The organism is Saccharopolyspora sp. NPDC050642 (genome assembly GCF_040654735.1).
GTDB classification, from domain to species: Bacteria; Actinomycetota; Actinomycetes; order Mycobacteriales; family Pseudonocardiaceae; genus Saccharopolyspora; species Saccharopolyspora elongata.
This window is the reverse complement of record NZ_JBFAIN010000016.1, coordinates 74,329-92,773: the sequence shown is the minus strand read 5'-3', so window position 1 is coordinate 92,773 and position 18,445 is coordinate 74,329. Positions and strand designations below refer to the sequence as shown.

Annotated in this window: 16 protein-coding genes and 2 riboswitches; of the genes, 9 read left to right on the top strand and 7 right to left on the bottom strand. The window is 73.4% G+C overall.

All coding sequences use genetic code 11. The features are described 5' to 3' along the window. Positions 1-75 precede the first annotated feature (75 nt). Entirely contained in the window at positions 76-930 is an 855-nt protein-coding gene (locus AB0H93_RS24170) for a LysR substrate-binding domain-containing protein (RefSeq protein WP_358575350.1), read from the top strand. Positions 931-980: 50 nt separating this feature from the next. On the opposite strand, the gene AB0H93_RS24165 is transcribed toward AB0H93_RS24170, so the two are convergent. Next, positions 981-1,250: a DUF1876 domain-containing protein gene (locus tag AB0H93_RS24165; RefSeq protein ID WP_358575349.1), complete on the bottom strand. Its 270-nt coding sequence runs from the start codon at positions 1,248-1,250 to the stop codon at positions 981-983. 262 nt (positions 1,251-1,512) lie between these two features. Beyond that, positions 1,513-1,637: riboswitch (cobalamin riboswitch) on the top strand. Between the two features lie 77 nt (positions 1,638-1,714). On the opposite strand from AB0H93_RS24165, the gene AB0H93_RS24160 reads away from it, so the two are divergent. After that, positions 1,715-2,770, top strand: a complete 1,056-nt coding sequence (locus AB0H93_RS24160; RefSeq protein ID WP_358575347.1) for a nickel transporter — start codon at positions 1,715-1,717, stop codon at positions 2,768-2,770. A gap of 145 nt (positions 2,771-2,915) precedes the next feature. After that, entirely contained in the window at positions 2,916-4,139 is a 1,224-nt protein-coding gene (cobA, locus tag AB0H93_RS24155) for a uroporphyrinogen-III C-methyltransferase (RefSeq protein ID WP_358575346.1), read from the top strand. A gap of 104 nt (positions 4,140-4,243) precedes the next feature. Here the strand turns inward: cobA and cobN are convergent, their stop codons facing one another. Then, on the bottom strand, positions 4,244-7,858 hold the full coding sequence (gene cobN, locus AB0H93_RS24150) for a cobaltochelatase subunit CobN (protein WP_358575344.1): 3,615 nt from the start codon (positions 7,856-7,858) through the stop codon (positions 4,244-4,246). Positions 7,859-7,971: 113 nt separating this feature from the next. Further along, positions 7,972-8,094: riboswitch (cobalamin riboswitch) on the bottom strand. A gap of 131 nt (positions 8,095-8,225) precedes the next feature. On the opposite strand from cobN, the gene cobG reads away from it, so the two are divergent. The 3 genes from cobG to AB0H93_RS24135 are packed head-to-tail and all read left to right on the top strand — an operon-like array spanning position 8,226 to position 11,619. Further along, positions 8,226-9,443: a precorrin-3B synthase gene (gene cobG / locus AB0H93_RS24145; RefSeq protein WP_358575343.1), complete on the top strand. Its 1,218-nt coding sequence runs from the start codon at positions 8,226-8,228 to the stop codon at positions 9,441-9,443. Positions 9,444-9,475: 32 nt separating this feature from the next. Further along, positions 9,476-10,102 carry a precorrin-8X methylmutase gene (locus AB0H93_RS24140; RefSeq protein WP_358575450.1) on the top strand — a complete coding sequence of 209 codons (627 nt, stop codon included), beginning with the start codon at positions 9,476-9,478 and terminating at the stop codon, positions 10,100-10,102. Next, complete coding sequence (locus tag AB0H93_RS24135) at positions 10,099-11,619, top strand: precorrin-2 C(20)-methyltransferase (protein ID WP_358575341.1); 1,521 nt, start codon at positions 10,099-10,101, stop codon at positions 11,617-11,619. Before AB0H93_RS24140 ends, AB0H93_RS24135 begins: the two co-directional genes overlap by 4 nt. Here AB0H93_RS24135 and AB0H93_RS24130 read toward each other — a convergent pair. Further along, on the bottom strand, positions 11,607-12,362 hold the full coding sequence (locus AB0H93_RS24130; protein ID WP_358575340.1) for a cobalt-precorrin-6A reductase: 756 nt from the start codon (positions 12,360-12,362) through the stop codon (positions 11,607-11,609). The genes AB0H93_RS24135 and AB0H93_RS24130 overlap by 13 nt on opposite strands. Before the next feature lie 47 nt (positions 12,363-12,409). On the opposite strand from AB0H93_RS24130, the gene AB0H93_RS24125 reads away from it, so the two are divergent. From AB0H93_RS24125 to AB0H93_RS24115, 3 genes are read left to right on the top strand one after another with little or no spacing between them, the layout of a single operon-like run. Beyond that, on the top strand, positions 12,410-13,501 hold the full coding sequence (locus tag AB0H93_RS24125; RefSeq protein ID WP_358575339.1) for a cobalt-precorrin-5B (C(1))-methyltransferase: 1,092 nt from the start codon (positions 12,410-12,412) through the stop codon (positions 13,499-13,501). Positions 13,502-13,559: 58 nt separating this feature from the next. Beyond that, positions 13,560-13,967 carry a VOC family protein gene (locus AB0H93_RS24120; RefSeq protein ID WP_358575337.1) on the top strand — a complete coding sequence of 136 codons (408 nt, stop codon included), beginning with the start codon at positions 13,560-13,562 and terminating at the stop codon, positions 13,965-13,967. After that, entirely contained in the window at positions 13,957-14,148 is a 192-nt protein-coding gene (locus AB0H93_RS24115; protein ID WP_358575335.1) for a hypothetical protein, read from the top strand. The genes AB0H93_RS24120 and AB0H93_RS24115 overlap by 11 nt, the downstream gene beginning before the upstream one ends. A gap of 91 nt (positions 14,149-14,239) precedes the next feature. Here the strand turns inward: AB0H93_RS24115 and cobM are convergent, their stop codons facing one another. Genes cobM through AB0H93_RS24095 form a run of 4 tightly spaced genes read right to left on the bottom strand, consistent with a single transcriptional unit; the run spans position 14,240 to position 18,208 of the window. After that, complete coding sequence (gene cobM / locus AB0H93_RS24110) at positions 14,240-14,983, bottom strand: precorrin-4 C(11)-methyltransferase (protein ID WP_358575334.1); 744 nt, start codon at positions 14,981-14,983, stop codon at positions 14,240-14,242. Next, positions 14,980-16,188: a precorrin-6y C5,15-methyltransferase (decarboxylating) subunit CbiE gene (gene cbiE / locus AB0H93_RS24105; protein ID WP_358575449.1), complete on the bottom strand. Its 1,209-nt coding sequence runs from the start codon at positions 16,186-16,188 to the stop codon at positions 14,980-14,982. Before cbiE ends, cobM begins: the two co-directional genes overlap by 4 nt. 41 nt (positions 16,189-16,229) lie before the next feature. After that, on the bottom strand, positions 16,230-16,637 hold the full coding sequence (locus AB0H93_RS24100) for a pyridoxamine 5'-phosphate oxidase family protein (RefSeq protein WP_358575332.1): 408 nt from the start codon (positions 16,635-16,637) through the stop codon (positions 16,230-16,232). A 59-nt stretch (positions 16,638-16,696) separates the two neighbouring features. After that, positions 16,697-18,208: a DEAD/DEAH box helicase gene (locus tag AB0H93_RS24095; protein ID WP_358575448.1), complete on the bottom strand. Its 1,512-nt coding sequence runs from the start codon at positions 18,206-18,208 to the stop codon at positions 16,697-16,699. Between the last annotated feature and the right edge of the window lie 237 nt (positions 18,209-18,445).

Here is an 18,445-nt window from a genome sequence, read left to right as displayed (position 1 = left end):
CGCCCGGCCCGGCCGCGTCCAACGACGATAAGTAATCGCGATCGATTTCGATTGCTGATCGGTTAGGGTGGCCGCATGAGTGCAGTGCTGGACATCGTCGCGTTGCGCAGCATGGTCGCGGTCGCCGACTGCGGCGGGTTCCACCGGGCCGCCGCGGCGCTCTGCCTGACCCAGTCCGCGGTCAGCCAGCACCTGCGCAAGCTGGAGCGGGTGCTGGACCGGAAGCTGGTGGTCCGGGAGGGGCGGCAGGCCAAGTTCACCGCTTCCGGAGAGCTCCTGCTGGCGGAGGCGCGGCGCATCCTCGGCGCGCACGACGAGGCGCTGCGCCGGCTCGGCGCGGAGGAACGCCGCACGCTCGTCTTCGGCTCCACCGAGCACGCCGCCGACCGGCTGCTCCCCGAGCTGGCGACCCGGATGCGAGCCGCCTTCCCGGCGTTCGAGGTGCGGTTCCGGCTGGACCGGACGGCGCGGCTCGCGGAAGCGGTGGACCGCGGCAGCATCGACATCGCCCTGCTGATCGACCTGTCGGTCGGCGGGCGGAGCCGGGACGCGGGCCGGCTCCGGATGGACTGGTACGCGGCACCGGACTGGGCGCCGCCGGGCCCCGGCGAGCCGCTGCCGATGGTCGTCTTCGACGAGCCCTGCATCATGCGGCGGCTCGCGGTCGACGCGGTGACCGGGATCGGCCGGCATCCGGACCTGGTGTGCGAGGCCGCCGATCTGGCCGGGGTGCTCGCGGCCGCGCGGTCCGGCCTCGGCGTCACGCTGCTGCCCTCGGCGAAGCCGCGCCTGGAAGGGCTGGTGGTGCGCGACGACCTCCCGCAGCTGGATTCCGCGCCGCTGCGGGTCCGGGCCCGCCCCGGGCTCGACGACGACCTCGCGGATCTCGTCGCGAAGACGGCGCGCGAGGTGGTCGAAGCGCATTCGTGAGACATGCCGGAGGGCGCCCCCGACGGATCGGAGACGCCCCCGGCTGCGCGTCAGGCGGGCAGGTGCACGCGGCGGTGCAGGCGCTCGCCGATGTCGCTGGCCGCGTTGTCCAGCAGCTTGTGCGCCAGTTCGAACAGGGCGCGGGCGATCGCGATCTCGTCGCCGATCTGCGGTACCTCCGGGTCGTCCGGGTGGCGGCGCGCGGTGCCGTGCCCGTGCAGCGCCTGACCGCTGGGGGTGGTGAACCCGACGTCGGCGGTGGTCTTCGCGCCCGCCTCCACGACCTGGAGGTTCAGCGTGATGGTGTGGGTCTCGTTCATGGTCGCCTCCTGTACCCGTCGGCCCGCGTTCCCGCAGGCCCTTGAGGTCGCCGTAGCCCAAGCATGCGCTGGCCGACCGGAGCAGCGGAAGACCGGTGTTCACCCATCCGGGTCGCCCCGGTCGGCCGCGCAGACCGGTACGCGCGACGTACCCAACCGGCCCTCGTCGCCAAACGAGGTGCGGCGCGTCCCGCCGTGATCGACTTCACCCGGGGTTTGACCTCGGGTCGCGGGGCAGGCAAGGATACGGCCGCCGACAGTGCAGGAACCCGGTGCGAATCCGGGACGGTCCCGCCACTGTGACCGGGGAGTGGGCCCCACTCGTTGCCACGGCTGCGTGCAGCTGGAAGGCCGGGGTGCCGCATCGATCCGGGAGTCAGGAGACTGCGCGCCGGCCCCGCGCCGCGCCGCGGCGTGCGGACACCGAGCCCCTCGGGCGGGAAACCCAGGAGGTCGGATATCCCATGTCTCGGGATGCCGAAGAGAGTCGGCCGCAGGCCGGTTGGGGCGCCATCGAGCGCCGGAAAGCAGCGGTCGTGCTGGCCGCCGTCGGAGTGCTCCACCTGGCGGGTTGGGGCGCGTACCTGCTGCAGCAGCAGGATTTCGGCGCCGCGGGAGGGCTGGCCGCCGCGGGCGTGACCGCGTACCTGCTCGGATTGCGCCACGGGTTCGACGCCGACCACGTCGCGGTGATCGACGACGCCACGCGGCTGCTGATGCAGCGCGGCAGGCGACCGGTGTCGACCGGCATGTGGTTCGCCCTCGGGCACGCCAGCGTCGTGCTCTTCCTCGCCGTCGCGGTCGCTTTCATCGCCGGGCCCGCCGCGCAGCAGTGGGCCGAGGAGGCCGGCGTGCGGATCGCCACGGCGGTGGACCTGATCGTGATCGCGGTCCTGACCGCACTGGCCGTGCTCAACGCGCTGGTGCTGCGCGATGCCCTGCGGCTGCTGCGCCGCGCCCGCCGCGGCGCGGTCGACGAGGCCGAGGTCGAGCTGGTGCTCGGGCGGCGCGGCCTGCTCGCCCGGGTGCTGCGGGGGCGGATGCGCAACGTGGCCCGCTCCTGGCACCTGTTCGGCATCGGTCTGCTGTTCGGGCTCGGCATGCAGACCGCCACCGAGATCACCGTGCTCGCCATGGTCTCCCCGACCGAGCACCTGTCAGCGATCGCCGTGCTGAGCCTGCCGCTGCTGTTCGCCGCCGGAATGTGCACAGTGGACAGCGTGGACGGCATGTTGATGTCCCGGGCCTACACGTGGTCGCTGGCGCGGCCGCTGCGGCGGTTGTGGGTGAACGTGACGACCACCGCGCTGACGGTGGTGCTCGCCGCGGTCGTCGCGCTGGTCGTCCTCGCCGGGTTGCTCCAGGAGCTCGGCGCGTCCTTCGCGGAGCCCGTCGCGGCCATCGGCGACCACTTCGAGCTGCTCGGCTATCTGACGCTGGCCGCTTTCATGGCAGTATGGGGCGGCGCCGCGCTCTGGTGGAAAGTCGCCGCCCGCGGCGACGACGCGGAACGCGCGTGACCGGCGTCCACCGGCTGTGCCAGGTGGCGCCCCGCGGTCAGGCCGGTGATCGTGAGCCACGACGAGGTGGCCTACCGCGTGGCTGCGCCCCCGTGCACAAGGCCCCGGCGAGTTCGCCGGGGCGGAGCCGACATGGACTACGGACATGACCAAGCACACTGAACAGCACTACTTCGCCGGGCTCGACCTCGCCGGGAAGCGGGTGGTCGTCGTCGGCGCGGGCACCGTCGCGCAGCGCCGGGTCCCGCGCCTGATCAACTCCGGTGCGCTGGTCGACGTGATCGCGCCGGAGGCGACCCCGGCCGTCGAGGCGATGGCCGAGGCGGGCGACCTGACGTGGCACCGGCGCCCCTACGCCGACGGCGACCTGGAAGGTGCTTGGTACGTCGTGGCGTGCGCGACCGGGGCCGAGGTGAACGCCGCGGTCGCGGCCGAAGCCGAGCAGCGCCGCATCTTCTGCGTCCGCGCCGACGACGCCTCGCAGGGGACCGCCGTCACGCCCGCGGTGGCCCAGCACGGCGGGCTGCTGCTCGGGGTGCTGGCGGGCGGCGACCACCGGCGTTCCGCCGCCGTGCGGGACGGGCTCGTGGAGGCGTTGCGCACCGGTGTTGTCGACGAGCGGTCCGAGCCGCCGGCGCCGGGCGTCGCGCTCGTGGGCGGCGGCCCGGGCGACCCGGACCTGATCACGGTCCGCGGGCGCCAGCTGCTGGGCCGCGCGGACGTGGTGATCACCGACCGCCTGGCGCCGCGCGAGCTGCTCGAAGAGCTCGGCCCGCACGTGGAGGTGGTGGACGCCTCGAAGATCCCCTACGGGCGGGCGGCCAACCAGGACGTCATCAACTCGCTGCTGATCGAGCACGCCAAGGCCGGCAAGTTCGTGGTCCGGCTCAAGGGCGGCGACCCGTACCTGTTCGGGCGCGGGTTCGAGGAGCTGCTGGCGTGCGTCGAGGCCGGGGTCGCGGTGACCGCGGTTCCCGGGATCACCAGCGCTTTCGCGGCTCCCGCCGCGGCCGACGTGCCGGTGACCCACCGCGGCGTCGCGCACGAGGTCGTGGTCGTGTCCGGGCACGTCGGGCCGCACGACGAGCAGTCGTTGGTGGACTGGCCGACGCTGGGCCGGCTGCGCGGCACCCTGGTGCTGATGATGGCGGTCAAGCGGATCCGGGAGTTCGCGGCCGTCCTGATCGAGCACGGCCGCGACCCGAAGTCGCCGGTCGCGGTGGTGCAGGAAGGCACCACGCGCAACCAGCAGACGCTCCGCACCACGCTCGGCGAGGTCGCCGACGCCGTGCGGGACGCGGAGATCAAGCCGCCCGCGGTGATCGTCGTCGGTCCGGTGGCGGACCTCGCTCCGGAGTCGCGCCGGTAGTGCCGGAGCCCCGCAGTTTCAATTGAAACTGCGGATCCGGTTTCAATGGAAATTGCGGGAAGCCGGTTCCGGGCGGGGTCTCGTGGCCCGCCCCGGACCGGTTGTCAGCGCTGGCCGGGCCCGTCCTCCAGATCACCCTCGGTCTGCAGGTAGACGTCCTGCAGCGCCTGCAAGGTGTCCGGGTCCGGCTCCTGCCACATCTGCCGGTTGGCGGCCTCCAGCAGCCGCTCGGTGATGCCGTGCAGCGCCCACGGGTTGGACTCGGTGAGGAACCGCTGGTTCTCCTCGTCCAGCACGTAGGTCTCGGCGAGCTTCTCGTACATCCAGTCGGCCACGACGCCGGTCGTGGCGTCGTAGCCGAACAGGTAGTCCACCGTCGCCGCCAGCTCGAACGCGCCCTTGTAGCCGTGGCGGCGCATCGCCGCCAGCCACCGCGGGTTGACGACGCGGGCCCGGAACACCCGCGACGTCTCCTCGGTCAGGGACCGGGTGCGGATCGAGTCGGGGCGCGTGCTGTCGCCGATGTAGGCCGCCGGGGCCTTGCCGGTGAGCGCGCGGACCGTGGCGATCATGCCGCCGTGGTACTGGAAGTAGTCGTCGGAGTCGGCGATGTCGTGCTCGCGCGTGTCGGTGTTCTTCGCCGCCACGGAGATCCGCTTGTAGGCGCTCTCCATGTCGGCGCGGGCCGGCTCGCCGTCCAGCTCGCGCCCGTAGGCGAAGCCGCCCCACACCGCGTACACCTCGGCCAGGTCGGCGTCGTCGCGCCAGTTCCGGCTGTCGATCAGCGGCAGGATCCCCGCGCCGTACGCGCCCGGCTTGGAGCCGAAGATCCGCATCGTGGCGCGCCGCTCGTCGCCGTGCTCGGCGAGGTCGGCGCGCGCGTGCGCCCGCACGAAGTTCTGCTCGTCCGGCTCGTCGAGGGCGGCGACCAGGCGCACGGCGTCGTCGAGGAGCGCGACCACGTGCGGGAAGGCGTCCCGGAAGAAACCGCTGATGCGGACCGTGACGTCGATGCGGGGGCGGCCCAGCTCGTCGAGCGGGATCACCTCCAGCCCGTTGACCCGGCGCGACGCCTCGTCCCAGGTCGGCCGGACGCCGAGCAGCGCCAGCACCTCCGCGATGTCGTCACCGGACGTGCGCATCGCGCTGGTGCCCCACACCGACAGGCCGACCGAGCGGGGCCAGTCGCCGGTGTCGGCGCGGTAGCGGTCGAGCAGGGATTCCGCGATCGCCCACCCCGTCTCCCAGGCCAGGCGGCTGGGCACGGCCTTGGGGTCGACCGAGTAGAAGTTGCGGCCGGTGGGCAGGACGTTGACCAGCCCGCGCAGCGGCGACCCGCTGGGACCCGCGGGAACGTACCCGCCTTGGAGGGCGTGCAGCGTCGCAGTCATCTCGTCGGTCGTCGCGGCGAGCCGCGGCACCACCTCGGTCGCGGCGAACTCCAGCACCCGCACGACCGCGTCCTCGGCGCTGCCGAGGACCTCCCGGCAGACCTCCGGCGCCGAATCCGGGCTCCAGCCGCGGTCCTCCATCGCCTGGACCAGGGCGTGCGCGCGGGTCTCGACGTCGTCGACCTGCTCCCGGGCGGCGCTGCCGTCCTCGGCGAGCCCGAGCGCTTCCCGCAAGCCGGGCAGCGCGGCGCTCTGCCCGCTCCACATCTGGCGCGCGCGCAGCATCGCGAGCACGAGGTTCACCCGGGCCTCGCCGGCCGGGGCGTCGCCGAGCACGTGCAGGCCGTCGCGGATCTGGGCGTCCTTGACCTCGCAGAGCCAGCCGTCGACGTGCAGCAGCATGTCGTCGAATTCCGCGTCGTGCGGCCGTTCGTCGAGCCCGAGGTCGTGGTCGAGCTTGGCGGCCTGCATCAGCGTCCAGATCTGGCTGCGGATCGCGGGCAGCTTCGCCGGGTCCATCGCGGAGATGTTGGCGTGCTCGTCGAGGAGCTGTTCCAGCCGGGCGATGTCGCCGTAGCTCTCCGCGCGGGCCATCGGCGGCACGAGGTGGTCGACCAGGGTGGCGTGCACCCGGCGCTTGGCCTGGGTGCCTTCGCCGGGGTCGTTGACCAGGAACGGGTAGATCAGCGGGAGGTCGGCGATCGCGGCGTCCGGGGCGCACGAGGCGGACATGCCCGCCGTCTTCCCCGGCAGCCATTCGAGGTTGCCGTGCTTGCCCAGGTGCACCATGGCATGGGCGCCGAACTCGTCGATCAGCCAGCGGTAGGCCGCCAGGTAGTGGTGGCTCGGCGGCAGGTCCGGATCGTGGTAGATCGCGATCGGGTTCTCGCCGAAACCGCGCGGCGGCTGCACCATGAGCACGACGTTGCCCGCGCGGACGGCGGCGAGCACGATCTCGCCCTCCGGGTCCTGGGAGCGGTCGACGAACAGCTCGCCCGGCGGCGGTCCCCAGTGCTGCTCGATCGCGGTGCGCAGGTCCTCGGGCAACGTCGCGAACCAGCTCGCGTACCGGCGCGCGGGGATGCGGACCGGGTTGCCGCTGAGCTGCTCCTCGGACAGCCAGTCGCGGTCCTGGCCACCGGCGGCGATCAGCGCGTGGATCAGCGCATCGCCGTCCTGGTCCGCGACGCCGGGCAGCGCGTCGGGGCCGTCCTCGGGGCCGATGTCGTAGCCCTGCTCGCGCAGCGCCCGCAGCAGGCGGACCGCGCTGACCGGCGTGTCCAGGCCGACGGCGTTGCCGATCCGGGAGTGCTTGGTCGGGTAGGCCGACAGCATCAGCGCCAGCCGCTTGTCCTGCGGCGGGACGTGCCGCAGCGTCGCGTGCCGGACCGCGATGCCGGCGACCCGGGCCGCCCGTTCGCGGTCGGCCACGTAGACCGGCAGCCCCTCGGCGTCGTTCTCCTTGAAGGAGAAGGGCACGGTGATCAGGCGGCCGTCGAACTCGGGCACGGCGACCTGCGTGGCCATGTCCAGCGGCGACAGGCCCTCGTCGTTGTCCTCCCAGGCCTCGCGGGAACTGGTCAGGCACAGCCCCTGCAGGATCGGGATGTCGAGTTCGGCGAGCGCTCCGACGTCCCATGCCTCGTCGTCACCGCCGGCGGAGGCGGTGGCGGGCTTCGTGCCGCCGGCGGCGAGCACGGTGACGACCAGCGCGTCCGCCCGGCCGAGCTGTTCCAGCAGCTGCGGGTCGGGCGCCCGCAGGGAGGCGCAGAACAGCGGCAAGGCCTGGCCACCGGCGTCTTCGATGGCCTCGCACAGCGCGTTCGCGAACGCGGTGTTGCCCGCCATGTGGTGCGCGCGGTAGTAGAGCACGGCGACGGTCGGGCCTTCGGTGCGCCGCGGGGTCCGCTCCAGCACGCCCCAGGTCGGCGTCTCCGCCGGCGGCTCGAAGCCGTGCCCGGTGAGCAGGATCGTGTCGGACAGGAAGCGGTGCAGCTGAGCCAGGTTGTCCGGGCCGCCGTGGGCGAGGTAGCGGTGCGCTTCGGCGCACACCCCGCCCGGCACGGTGGAGCATTCCATCAGTTCCGCGTCCGGGGCCTGTTCGCCGCCGAGCACGATCACCGGGCGCGGGCCCGCGAGCAGCGCGTCCAGGCCCTCTTCCCAGGCCCGGCGGCCGCCGAGCAGCCGCACGACGACGAGGTCGACGTCCTCCAGCAGCGGGGGCAGGTCGTCCACGCCCAGCCGCGCCGGGTTGCCGAGCCGGTACTCGGCGTCGGCGGCCCGCGCGCTGAGCAGATCGGTGTCCGAAGTGGACAGAAGTAGGATCATGCGGATCGCTCCTCGGCGTGGCGACCGGCGTCGCGGGGCCTGGGCGCGCGTGCGCAGCGCATGACGGCACCTCCCTCGGGGTCCTCGCCCCGGTTCGTAGGTCGCGGCGACCGGAGTCTCCTGGCTCCCGGATCAGCGCTCGCTCCGTCTTCCCGTCCAGTTAGGACAGTGACTTCCCTGGAGTCCGCTCCCCGGTGACAGTGGCGGGACCGCGCCGGATTCGCACCGGCTTCCTCCACCGTCGCCGCTGAATGCTGCGACCACTCTTCGCAACGGGACGATCTTACGTCAAGCGGCGCGGGCATGACGCACGTCGCACCGCGCTTGTTTTGCGTCCGCAACTACCTGGGTCCGTAGTATCAGCCGGGTGTTGCACAGAGCCAGACCAGAGCGGGACGCGTGTCCCGGCGCGCTGCGGGTGCACGAGGCAGCCGACGGCGGACTGGCCCGCATCCGCATCCCCGGCGGCGTGCTCACACCGCTCCAGGTCCGGGCGATCGCGGCGGCCGCGGCGCTCGGCGACGGCGGCGCGGAGCTCACCTCGCGGGCGAACGTGCAGGTGCGCGGACTGCCCGCGGGAGCGGAGGAGGAACTCGCCGCCGGACTCCGGACGGCGGGGCTGCTGCCGTCGGCAACGCACGAGCGGGTCCGCAACATCATCGGCTCGCCCTCGGCGAACGGCCGCGAACTGGTCGACGTTCGGGCGGTGGCCCGGGAACTCGACACGGCGCTCTGCGCGACGCCGTCGCTGGCGGACCTGCCAGGACGTTTCCTGTTCGCCGTCGACGACGGCAGCGCGGACGTCATCTCGCTCGGCGCCGATGTCGGCCTGCTCGCGGAGCGCGCCGACGCCCTGGCGCTGGTGCTCGCCGGCGTGGATTCCGGAGTGCGATCGACCCCGGGCCAGGCCGTCGGCGTCGCCATCGCCGCAGCGGAGGCTTTCCTGGCGGAGAAGGCCGCGCAAGGGTGCTCGGCTTGGCGGCTGGCCGAACTCGACGATGGTGCGCGCCGGATCGCCGAACGCCTCGGCACCGTCCCGGCCGGGCCGCTGCCGACGAACCAGCCGGCGACGCATTCGCAGGTCGGCGCGGTGGAACGGTCCGACGGAACGGTCGCGGTGGTGGCGGGAGCACCACTGGGCCGCCTGTCGCGGGACCAGCTGGATATCATCACCGCCGCGTCCGAGGCCGCGGGTGAACTTCGCCTGACGCCGTGGCGGACCGTCGTCCTGCCCGGCTTGCGGCCGGACGAATCCGGTCGGTGGCTCTCGGAACTCGGCGCGCACGGCCTGCTCGTCGATCCGTCCTCGGCCGGTGCCGGGGTGACCGCGTGCGCTGGTCGTCCCGGCTGTGCGAAGGCGCGGGCCGACGTCCGCGAAGACGCCTGGCGCGCACCGGCCGGCGGCGCTCTGCCGGTGCATTGGTCGGGTTGCGAACGACGCTGCGGCCGACCGCAGGGGCGCGTCGTGGAAGTGCTGGCGACCGGTGCCGGCTACGAGGTCGGTCTCGACGGCGAGACGCGGGCATCCGGCGCCGATGTCGACCAGGTATCCGCCGCGCTCGTCGCGGCACGGAGGACAGTGTGAACGAGAACAACGGGGCGACCCGCTACCGCGGGGTGCCCGAATACGTCCGGGAAGGGGCGGAGATCTACCGCCGCTCCTTCGCCACGATCCGAGCGGAAGCCGCCCTGAGCGGCCTGCCGCCGGAGGTGGCCGGGGTAGCGGTGCGGATGATCCACGCCTGCGGCATGGTCGACCTGGTCGACGACCTGGCGTACTCGGCGGACGCGGTGCTCAACGCGCGCGCGGCCCTCCGCGCCGGTGCGCCGGTGCTGTGCGACGCCGCGATGGTCGCCGCCGGCGTGACCCGGCGCCGCCTGCCCGCGGACAACGACGTGATCTGCACGCTGTCCGACGAGCGGGTCCCGGACCTGGCCCGCGAGCTGGGCACGACGCGCAGCGCAGCGGCACTGGAGCTGTGGCGCGACCGGCTGGCGGGATCGGTCGTCGCGATCGGCAACGCCCCGACGGCGCTGTTCCGGCTGCTGGAGATGATCGAGGACGGCGCCCCGAAGCCCGCCGCGGTGCTGGGGCTGCCCGTCGGCTTCATCGGTGCCGCGGAATCGAAGGAGGCGTTGGCGGCGCACCCCGCCGGGCTGGACCACCTGGTGGTGCACGGCCGCCGCGGCGGCAGCGCCATGGCGGTGGCCGCCATCAACGCGATCGCGAGCGAGGAAGAGTGAGCAGCAACGGCAAGGGCACGCTTTTCGGCGTGGGTCTCGGCCCCGGCGACCCCGAGCTGGTGACGGTCAAGGCCGCCCGGCTGATCGAGCGGGCCGAGGTGATCGCGTACCACAGCGCCCGGCACGGCAGGAGCATCGCGAGGTCCGTCGCCGAGCCGTACCTGCGGCCGGGGCAGATCGAGGAGGCCCTCGTCTACCCGGTGACCACCGAGACCACCGACCACCCGGGCGGCTACCAGGGTGCCATCGACGAGTTCTACGCGGACTGCGCGGCCCGGCTCGCGGCGCACCTCGACGCCGGGCGGGACGTCGTCGTGCTCGCCGAGGGCGACCCGCTCTTCTACGGCTCCTACATGCACATGCACAAGCGGCTGGCCGGCCGCTTCCGCGCGGAGGTCGTCCCCGGCATCACCTCGGTCAGCGGCGCGTCGGCGGCGCTCGGGCGCCCGCTGGCCGAACGCGACGAGATCTTCACCGTGCTGCCGGGCACCCTCCCGCCGGACGTCCTCGCCGAACGGCTCGCCACGACCGATGCCGCCGCGGTGCTCAAGCTGGGGCGCACCTTCGAAGGCGTGCGGCAGGCGTTCGAGAAGGCGGGCCGCCTGGACGAGGCATGGTACGCCGAGCGCGCGACCACGGACCGGCAGCGCTTGCAGCCGCTCGCGGACGTCGACCCGGAAACCGTCCCGTATTTCTCGCTGGTGCTGCTGCCCGGACCGGCGAATTCGGACACCGCGCTCCACGCCGCCGCTGCGGCCGCCGACCGCGGCGCGGAGCGGGGCGAGGTCGTGGTGGTCGGGCTCGGTCCCGGCGGCCGCGAGTGGGTGACGCCGGAGGCGCAGGCGGCGCTCGCCGCGGCCGACGACCTGGTCGGTTACGCCCCGTACCTCGCCCGGATCCCGGACAACCCGCGGCAGCGCAAGCACGCGTCCGACAACCGGGTGGAGGCCGAACGCGCGGAGTTCGCGCTGGAGCTGGCCAGGCGCGGGTCGCGGGTCGCGGTGATCTCCTCCGGCGATCCCGGGGTGTTCGCGATGGCCAGCGCGGTGCTGGAGGTCGCGGCGGAGCGATCGGACGTGCCCGTGCGGGTCCTGCCCGGCATGACGGCGGCGCAGGCGGTGGCCAGCCGCGTCGGCGCGCCGCTGGGCCACGACTTCTGCGTGCTGTCGCTCTCCGACCGGCTCAAGCCGTGGGAGGTGATCGTCGAGCGGCTGCGCGCCGCGGCGTCGGCGGACCTGGTCATGGCGATCTACAACCCCGCCTCGCGCAGCCGGACCTGGCAGGTCGCGGCCGCCCGGGACGCGGTCCTGGAGCACCGCTCGCCCGACACGCCGGTGGTCATCGGCCGGGACGTCGGCGGCCCGGCGGAGAGCATCAAGGTGGTGCGCCTGGCCGACCTCGATCCGTCCGATGTGGACATGCGGTGCCTGCTGCTGATCGGCTCGTCGACGACGCGGCTCGTCGGCGGCGCCGACGGGCGCGACGTCGTGTTCACGCCGCGGCGCTACCCGGCGTGATCTCGTTGGCGCAGCGCGGAATCGAGCCAGGCGACGGCGTCCTCGACCGTCTCGGCCGAGGGCGCGGCGGGCTGGGGCGGCCGCTGGACCACCACCACCGGCAGCCCGAGCTCGCGGGCCGCGGTGAGCTTCGCGCTCGTCATCGAACCGCCGCTGTTCTTGGTGACGACGACGTCGATGCGGTGCTCCCGCAGCAGGGCGAGCTCGTCGTCGACCGTGAACGGCCCGCGGGCGAGCAGCACCGTGGTGTGCGGTGGCAGCGGCGGTTCCGGCGGATCGACGGTCCGCACCAGGAACCGCAGGTCGAGCGCGGCGAAGTGTGCGAGGCCCTGCCGGCCGGTGGTGAGGAAGATCCGTTCGCCCAGCCCGGGCAGCAGCTCCGCTGCCGCCGCCAAGGAAGACGCCGCCCGCCAGTCGTCCCCGGGACCCGGTCGCCACGCGGTACGGCGCAGCACCAGGATCGGGCATCCCGCGCGTTCCGCTGCCGCCACGGCGTTCTCGGTGATCGTGCCGGCGAACGGGTGGGTGGCGTCGACGACCGCGTCGACCTGCTCGCGCCGAATCCAGTCGGCCAGCCCGTCGACACCGCCGAAGCCGCCAACGCGCACCTCGCCCAGCGGCAGCTGCGGCTCGCGGACCCGGCCGGCGAGGGAGGACGTGACGCGCAGGTCCGGCCGCTCGGCGAGCCGTTCGGCGAGCTTCCTGGCCTCGCCGGTGCCACCGAGGACGAGCACGCGGGTCATCCGACCCGCCCCGTTGTTGCTGCGCGCATGAGGAGCATTCTCCCGGTATGAGCGGGCGAGGGGAGGGATCGGGCCTCCGGTACGGCTGGACGACGGGGGCCTGCGCCACGGCGTCGACGGCCGCTGCCTACACGGCGCTGCTGACCGGGACGTTCCCAGATCCCGTCGAGGTCGTCCTGCCGAAGGGGCATCGCCCGGCGTTCGCGCTCGCGCGCGAGCGGCTGGGCGACGGCTTCGCGACGGCCGGCGTGATCAAGGACGCCGGCGACGATCCCGACGTCACGCACGGCGCTCTCGTGTCGGTCACGGTCCGCCCCGCGGATCCGGGGCAGGGCGTGGTGTTCCGAGCCGGGGAAGGCGTGGGCACCATCACCAAGCCCGGCCTGCCGCTGCCGGTCGGCGAACCGGCGATCAACCCCGTGCCGCGGCAGCTGATCCGCGACGTCGTCGCGCGCGTCGCCGCGGAGCACGGCGGCAGCGGCGACGTCGTCGTCGAGGTGTCCGTCGACGACGGGGCGGAACTCGCCCGGCACACCTGGAACCCGCGGCTGGGGATCCTGGGCGGACTGTCCATCTTGGGCACCACGGGCGTCGTCGTGCCGTACTCGTGCTCGGCGTGGATCGACAGCATCCGCCGCGGCGTCGACGTCGCCCGGGCGGCCGGGCTCGAACACGTCGCCGGGTGCACGGGGAGCACCTCGGAGAAGGTCGCCGCGGAACTCCACGCGCTGCCCGGCGAGGCGCTGCTCGACATGGGCGACTTCGCCGGCGCGGTGCTGAAGTACCTGCGGCGGCACCCGGTTCCCCGGCTCACGATCGCCGGCGGCATCGGGAAGATCTCCAAGCTCGCCGACGGGCACATGGACCTGCACTCCAAGCGGTCCCAGGTCGATTTCGCCTCGCTCGCCGGGATCGTGCGCGACGCGGGCGGGAGCGGCGAACTGGTCGCCCGGATCAGGGGCGCCAACACCGCGCTCGAAGCGCTGCAGCTCTGCCTCGCCGCGAGCCTCCCGCTCGGCGATCTCATCGCCGAGCGGGCACGGGCGGTGTGCCTCGAAACCCTGCGCGGGGCACCGGTTTCGGTGGACGTCGTCGTCATCGACCGGGCGGGCACCATCGTCGGCCGCACCGAGGCGTAGCGCGCGGGCCGCCGCAATTCGGTGGTGCTCGGGGCGGAAGTCGGGAAGGCTCGCGCGCATGGTTTCGGTATTGCAGAACGTGGCAATCGACTGCGCGGACGCCTACGAGCTCGCCCGGTTCTGGAGCAGCGTGACCGGCCGTCCGCTGCATCCGGAGTGCGAGCCGGGCGACCAGGAGACCGAGGTGATGCTGGCCGAGGGGCCGGTGCTGCACTTCAACCAGGTGCCCGAGCCCAAGGAGATCAAGAACCGGATCCACCTGTGCTTGCGCCCCGAGACCTCGCGCGAGCAGGAGGTGGAACGGCTGCTGGGCCTCGGTGCCACCTTCGTCGCCGATCACCGGAACGCCGACGGCTCGGGCTGGGCGATCCTCGCCGACCCCGAAGGCAACGAATTCTGCGTTCTCCGCAGCGAATCCGAGCGGGCCGCGATGGATTCACGCACCATCCCGACGGGTGACGCATGATGGCTGCGTCCAACCACTCGCCGAGGTCCGCTACGAGGACGGTCGCCTCGCAGCGGACCACGGGTTCGTAGCGCGACGCCCCTCGGCGGCGTGGGTTCGCAGTGCTCGAGCTTCGGCGGACGTCGTCGTCGACCGAGCAGGCGCCATCGTCGGCCACATGACCACCCCCGCCACCACCTGAGAGCTCGTCCGGCGAACGACGTCCCGCAATTTCCATTGAAATCGAAGGTTCGATTTCAATGGAAATTGCGGGACCACCAGGGGCCCTAGCCCTAGTCGCGGCAGCGGGCGGCGGAGTAGAGGTGGCTGTCGGGGAACTCCGACGCGGTCAGCACCTGGCCCACCACGACGACGGCGGTTCGCACGATGCCCGCGGCGCGCACGCGTTCCGCGATGTCGGAAAGCGTTGCGCGCAGGACGATCTCGTCCGCGCGGCTCGCGTTCGCGACCACGGCCACGGGGCAGTCCGCACCGTAGTTGGGCAGCAGCTCCTCGACGAGCTGCTCGATGCGGTTGACCGCGAGGTGCAGCACCATCGTCGCCCGACTCCGGCCGAGCGTGGCGAGGTCCTCGTGCTCGGGCATCGGTGTCGCGCGCGCGGAGGTGCGGGTGAGCACCACGGTCTGCCCGACGCCCGGCACGGTGAACTCCCGCTTCAGCGAGGCCGCCGCGGCCGCGAACGCCGGCACGCCCGGCACCACCTCGTAGGGGATCCCGGCCGCGTCGAGCCGGCGCATCTGCTCGGCGACGGCGCTGAACACCGACGGGTCCCCGGAGTGCAGCCGCGCCACGTCGAGCCCGGCTCCGTGGGCGGCCAGCATCTCGGCGAGGATCTCGTCCAACGTCAGCTTCGCCGTGTCCACCAGCCTGGCGTCGGCCGGGCAGTGCGCCAGCAGCTCCGCCGGGACCAGGCTGCCCGCGTACAGGCACACCGGCGACGAGGCGATCACGTCGCGGCCCCGCACGGTGATCAGGTCTGCGGCGCCCGGCCCGGCACCCACGAAACGCACTGTCATCGCTTGCTCACCGCCCACTGCGTCACCGGCATCGCCGGTCGCCAGCCGGTGTAGCCACCGATCGGCGCCGCGCGCTCCACCGAGATCCGGACCAGCTCACCGCCGTGGCGGCCGTACCAGTCGGTCACCAGCACCTCCAACTCCAACGTGACCGCGTTGACCACCAGCCGACCGCCTCGCCGCAGAGCGGCCCAGCACGCCTCCAGCACGCCCGGTGCGGTGCCACCGCCACCGATGAAGATCGCGTCGGGTTCGTCCAGCCCGTCCAGCGCGCGCGGCGCGGCTCCGGTGACGACCTGGAGGCCGGGGACGCCCAACGCGCTCGCGTTCGTCGCGATGCGCCGTGCCCGGTCCTCGCGGTGCTCGATCGCGATCGCCCGGCAGGTCGGATCGCTGCGCATCCACTCGATCGCGATGCTACCGGCGCCCGCGCCGACGTCCCACAACAACTGCCCGGGCGTCGGGGCCAGCCGCGCCAGCGTGATCGCCCGCACGTCGCGCTTGGTGAGCTGCCCGTCGTGCTCGAAGGCGTCGTCGGGCAGACCTGGCGCGCTGGGCAGGAGCTTCGCACCGGGAGCCGGGCGGCACTCGACCGCGATCACGTTGAGCGGACTCACCGCCGGCCGGTCCCAGTCGTCCGCGGTGGAACTCGTCCGGCCCTCCTGCACGCCGCCGAGGTCGGACAGCACCGTCATGCTGCTCGGCCCGTAACCGCGGGCCCGCAGCAGCGCGGCCACCTCGTCCGGCGTGCCGCCGTCGGAACTGAGGACCAGCAACCGGTTTCCCGGCTGGAGCCGGGGGTGCAGCAGCTCCACCGGCCTGCCGACGAGGCTCACGACGGCCGTTTCCTGCAGCGGCCAGCCCATTCGAGCGCAGGCCAGCGACAGCGATGACGGGTGCGCAACGATCCGCACCCGATCCCGGCCCAGCAGCTTCACCAGGGTCGCGCCGACCCCGTAGAACATCGGGTCACCGCTGGCCAGCACGCAGATCGACCGGTCGGCGTGCTCGGCGAGCAGGCCGGGCAGCGCGGGCAGCATGGGCGTGGGCCAGGTCACCCGCCGTCCGTTCGCTTCGGGCACGAGGTCGAGCTGCCGCGAGCTGCCGAACAGCACGTCCGCGGAATCGACGATCTCCCGGGCGTGCGGCGACAGACCCGCTGCGCCGTCGGCCCCGATGCCCACGACGTGGACGAGCTCCGGCATCTCCTGGTGAACGGTCACCGCACCACCTCACCACGCCGCCGCTAGACCGTGCCGAGGACCTTCGTCACGGAGATCTCGATCACCACGCGGGACGGGTTGGGGCGGGGCTTCTTGTAGCGCTGCTCGTACCGGGCCTCCGCCTCGGCCACGGCGCCGGGATCGTCCCGCACCACGGCGCGACCCTCCAATGTGGACCAACGTCGCCCGTCGACCTGGCAGACCGAGGCGGGCACGCCCGCCGGCCCGGCGGCGAGGATCTGGCGCACCTTGTGCGAGGTGCCCGAGGAGATCACGCGTGCGACCGCCGACTCGACGTCGAGGGTCACACCCACCGGAACGACGTGCGGTGTGCCGTCGCGGCGCACCGTCGTCAGCGTGCACAGGTGTCGCTCCTGCCAGAACTGCAGGAAATCCTCGCCCTTGCCGTCCAGCGGCGACTTCTGGTCCACCGGTTTCCCCTCTTGCTCTCGGTTGGCTCCCCGTGTTCACGAGCGCCCGCAGCCGCGCGTCACCCCCGGCGCGCACCGCCGCGGTCGTTGCGGGTGCCGTGGCCTCGCCGGGCACCGCGCCCGGACGGACCGTGCACGCCGCGGCCGGCGCGATCTCCGTGCGCGCCTTCGGTGCTGCGGCCGCTGTCGCGGCGCCCCTGGCCGTTGCCGTCCGCACGGCGCGGCCTGCGGCTCGCCCTGGGCTCGCCGACCTCGTGCTCGGTGCGTCGCGCGCCTCGCGGCGCTTCGCCCTGCCTCGCACCGCGACTGCGCGGTGCACCGCCCTGCTTCGCGGGCCTGCTGCGCGGCGCTTCGCGCCGCTTCGGGTCGACGATGGCGACGCCGTCGGGTTCACGGGCTCCGGTCAGGCGCGCCAGTTCGGCGTCCTCCGGGCCGACCGTCGTGGTCGTGGCCGTGACCCCGGCCTGGTTCGCCATCGTCCGGAAGGCCTGCTTCTGGTCGTCCGTGACCAGGGTGACGACGGTGCCGGTCGCGCCCGCACGGGCGGTTCGGCCCGCTCGGTGCAGGTAGTCCTTGGGGTCGGCCGGCGGCTCGACGTGCACCACCAGGCTGACGTCGTCCACGTGGATGCCGCGCGCGGCGACGTTCGTCGCCACCAGGGTCTCGGTCTCGCCGGTCTTGAACTCGTCGAGGATCCGGGTGCGCGCGTTCTGGGCCTTGCCGCCGTGCAGCGCCCCGGCCCGGATCCCGACCGCGCGCAGCTTCTTCGCGAGCCGGTCGGCGTGGTGCTTGGTGCGCACGAACATGATCGTGCGGCCCTCGCGGGCCGCGATGCGGGCGAGCACCGCCTGCTTCTCCGCCGCGGACACCAGGAGCTGGTGGTGCTCCATGCTGTCCACGCTCGCCGCCGGGGGCGCCAGCGAGTGCACCACCGGGTCGGTCATGTAGCGCTCGACGAGCTTGTCGACGTCGCCGTCCAGCGTCGCGGAGAACAGCAGGCGCTGGCCGTCGGCCGGGACCAGGTCGAGCAGCTCCCGGACCTGCGGCAGGAAGCCCATGTCCGCCATCTGGTCGGCCTCGTCGAGCGCGGTCCGCTCCACTTCGGACAGCACGCAGGTGCCCTGGCGCACGTGGTCGGCCAGCCGGCCGGGCGTCGCGACCAGCACGTCCACGCCCCGGCGCAGCGTGTCGGCCTGCCGGGTGAAGGAGGTGCCGCCGACGACCTCGCGGACGTAGAGGCCGAGCGCCTTGGCCAGCGGCTTGAGGGCATCTGTGACCTGCGTCGCCAGTTCGCGGGTCGGCACCAGCACCAGCCCGCGCGGGTGCAGCGGGCGGGCGTTGCCCTCCTGCATCGCCAGCAGCGGCAGGCCGAAGGCCAGCGTCTTGCCGGATCCGGTCTGGCCCCGGCCCAGCACGTCCCGTCCGGTCAACGCGTCCGGGATGGTGGCCGCCTGGATCGGGAAGGCCTCGACCATCCCGTTGTCGGCCAGGGCGCGCACCAGCCGCTTCGGCAGCCCGAGCTGGTCGAAGGGCGCCGGGTCGACGGCTGTGACGCCGACCTCGTCGAACAGGCTGCGCTTCGGCGCCGGCTGCTGGGACTGCGGGCGGCGCCGGCGGGGCCGCCGGGACGAGCGCGCGGGTGTGTTGGACGAACTTGATGGCACGAAGAAACTCCCGAGAGGTGGCACGTCACGGGGAGGCTTCGCGGAGACCGCGTGCGATCGCAAGGACGAGCCCGGCGCATTCGCGCCGATAGATGTGGATTCCGAGTCCGTCGACTCGTGGTCGGCCGGTGGGTTTCCCGGCCC

Excerpts from the sequence above, each read along its gene's own strand:
- AB0H93_RS24120 (WP_358575337.1), top strand. The coding sequence starts at position 13,560 with ATGGTTTCGGTATTGCAGAACGTGGCAATCGACTGCGCGGACGCCTAC.
- AB0H93_RS24170 (WP_358575350.1), top strand. The coding sequence starts at position 76 with ATGAGTGCAGTGCTGGACATCGTCGCGTTGCGCAGCATGGTCGCGGTC.
- cobA (WP_358575346.1), top strand. The coding sequence starts at position 2,916 with ATGACCAAGCACACTGAACAGCACTACTTCGCCGGGCTCGACCTCGCC.
- AB0H93_RS24160 (WP_358575347.1), top strand. The coding sequence starts at position 1,715 with ATGTCTCGGGATGCCGAAGAGAGTCGGCCGCAGGCCGGTTGGGGCGCC.
- AB0H93_RS24130 (WP_358575340.1), bottom strand. The coding sequence starts at position 12,362 with ATGACCCGCGTGCTCGTCCTCGGTGGCACCGGCGAGGCCAGGAAGCTC.
- AB0H93_RS24125 (WP_358575339.1), top strand. The coding sequence starts at position 12,410 with ATGAGCGGGCGAGGGGAGGGATCGGGCCTCCGGTACGGCTGGACGACG.
- cobN (WP_358575344.1), bottom strand. The coding sequence starts at position 7,858 with ATGATCCTACTTCTGTCCACTTCGGACACCGATCTGCTCAGCGCGCGG.
- cbiE (WP_358575449.1), bottom strand. The coding sequence starts at position 16,188 with ATGCCGGAGCTCGTCCACGTCGTGGGCATCGGGGCCGACGGCGCAGCG.
- AB0H93_RS24165 (WP_358575349.1), bottom strand. The coding sequence starts at position 1,250 with ATGAACGAGACCCACACCATCACGCTGAACCTCCAGGTCGTGGAGGCG.
- cobM (WP_358575334.1), bottom strand. The coding sequence starts at position 14,983 with ATGACAGTGCGTTTCGTGGGTGCCGGGCCGGGCGCCGCAGACCTGATC.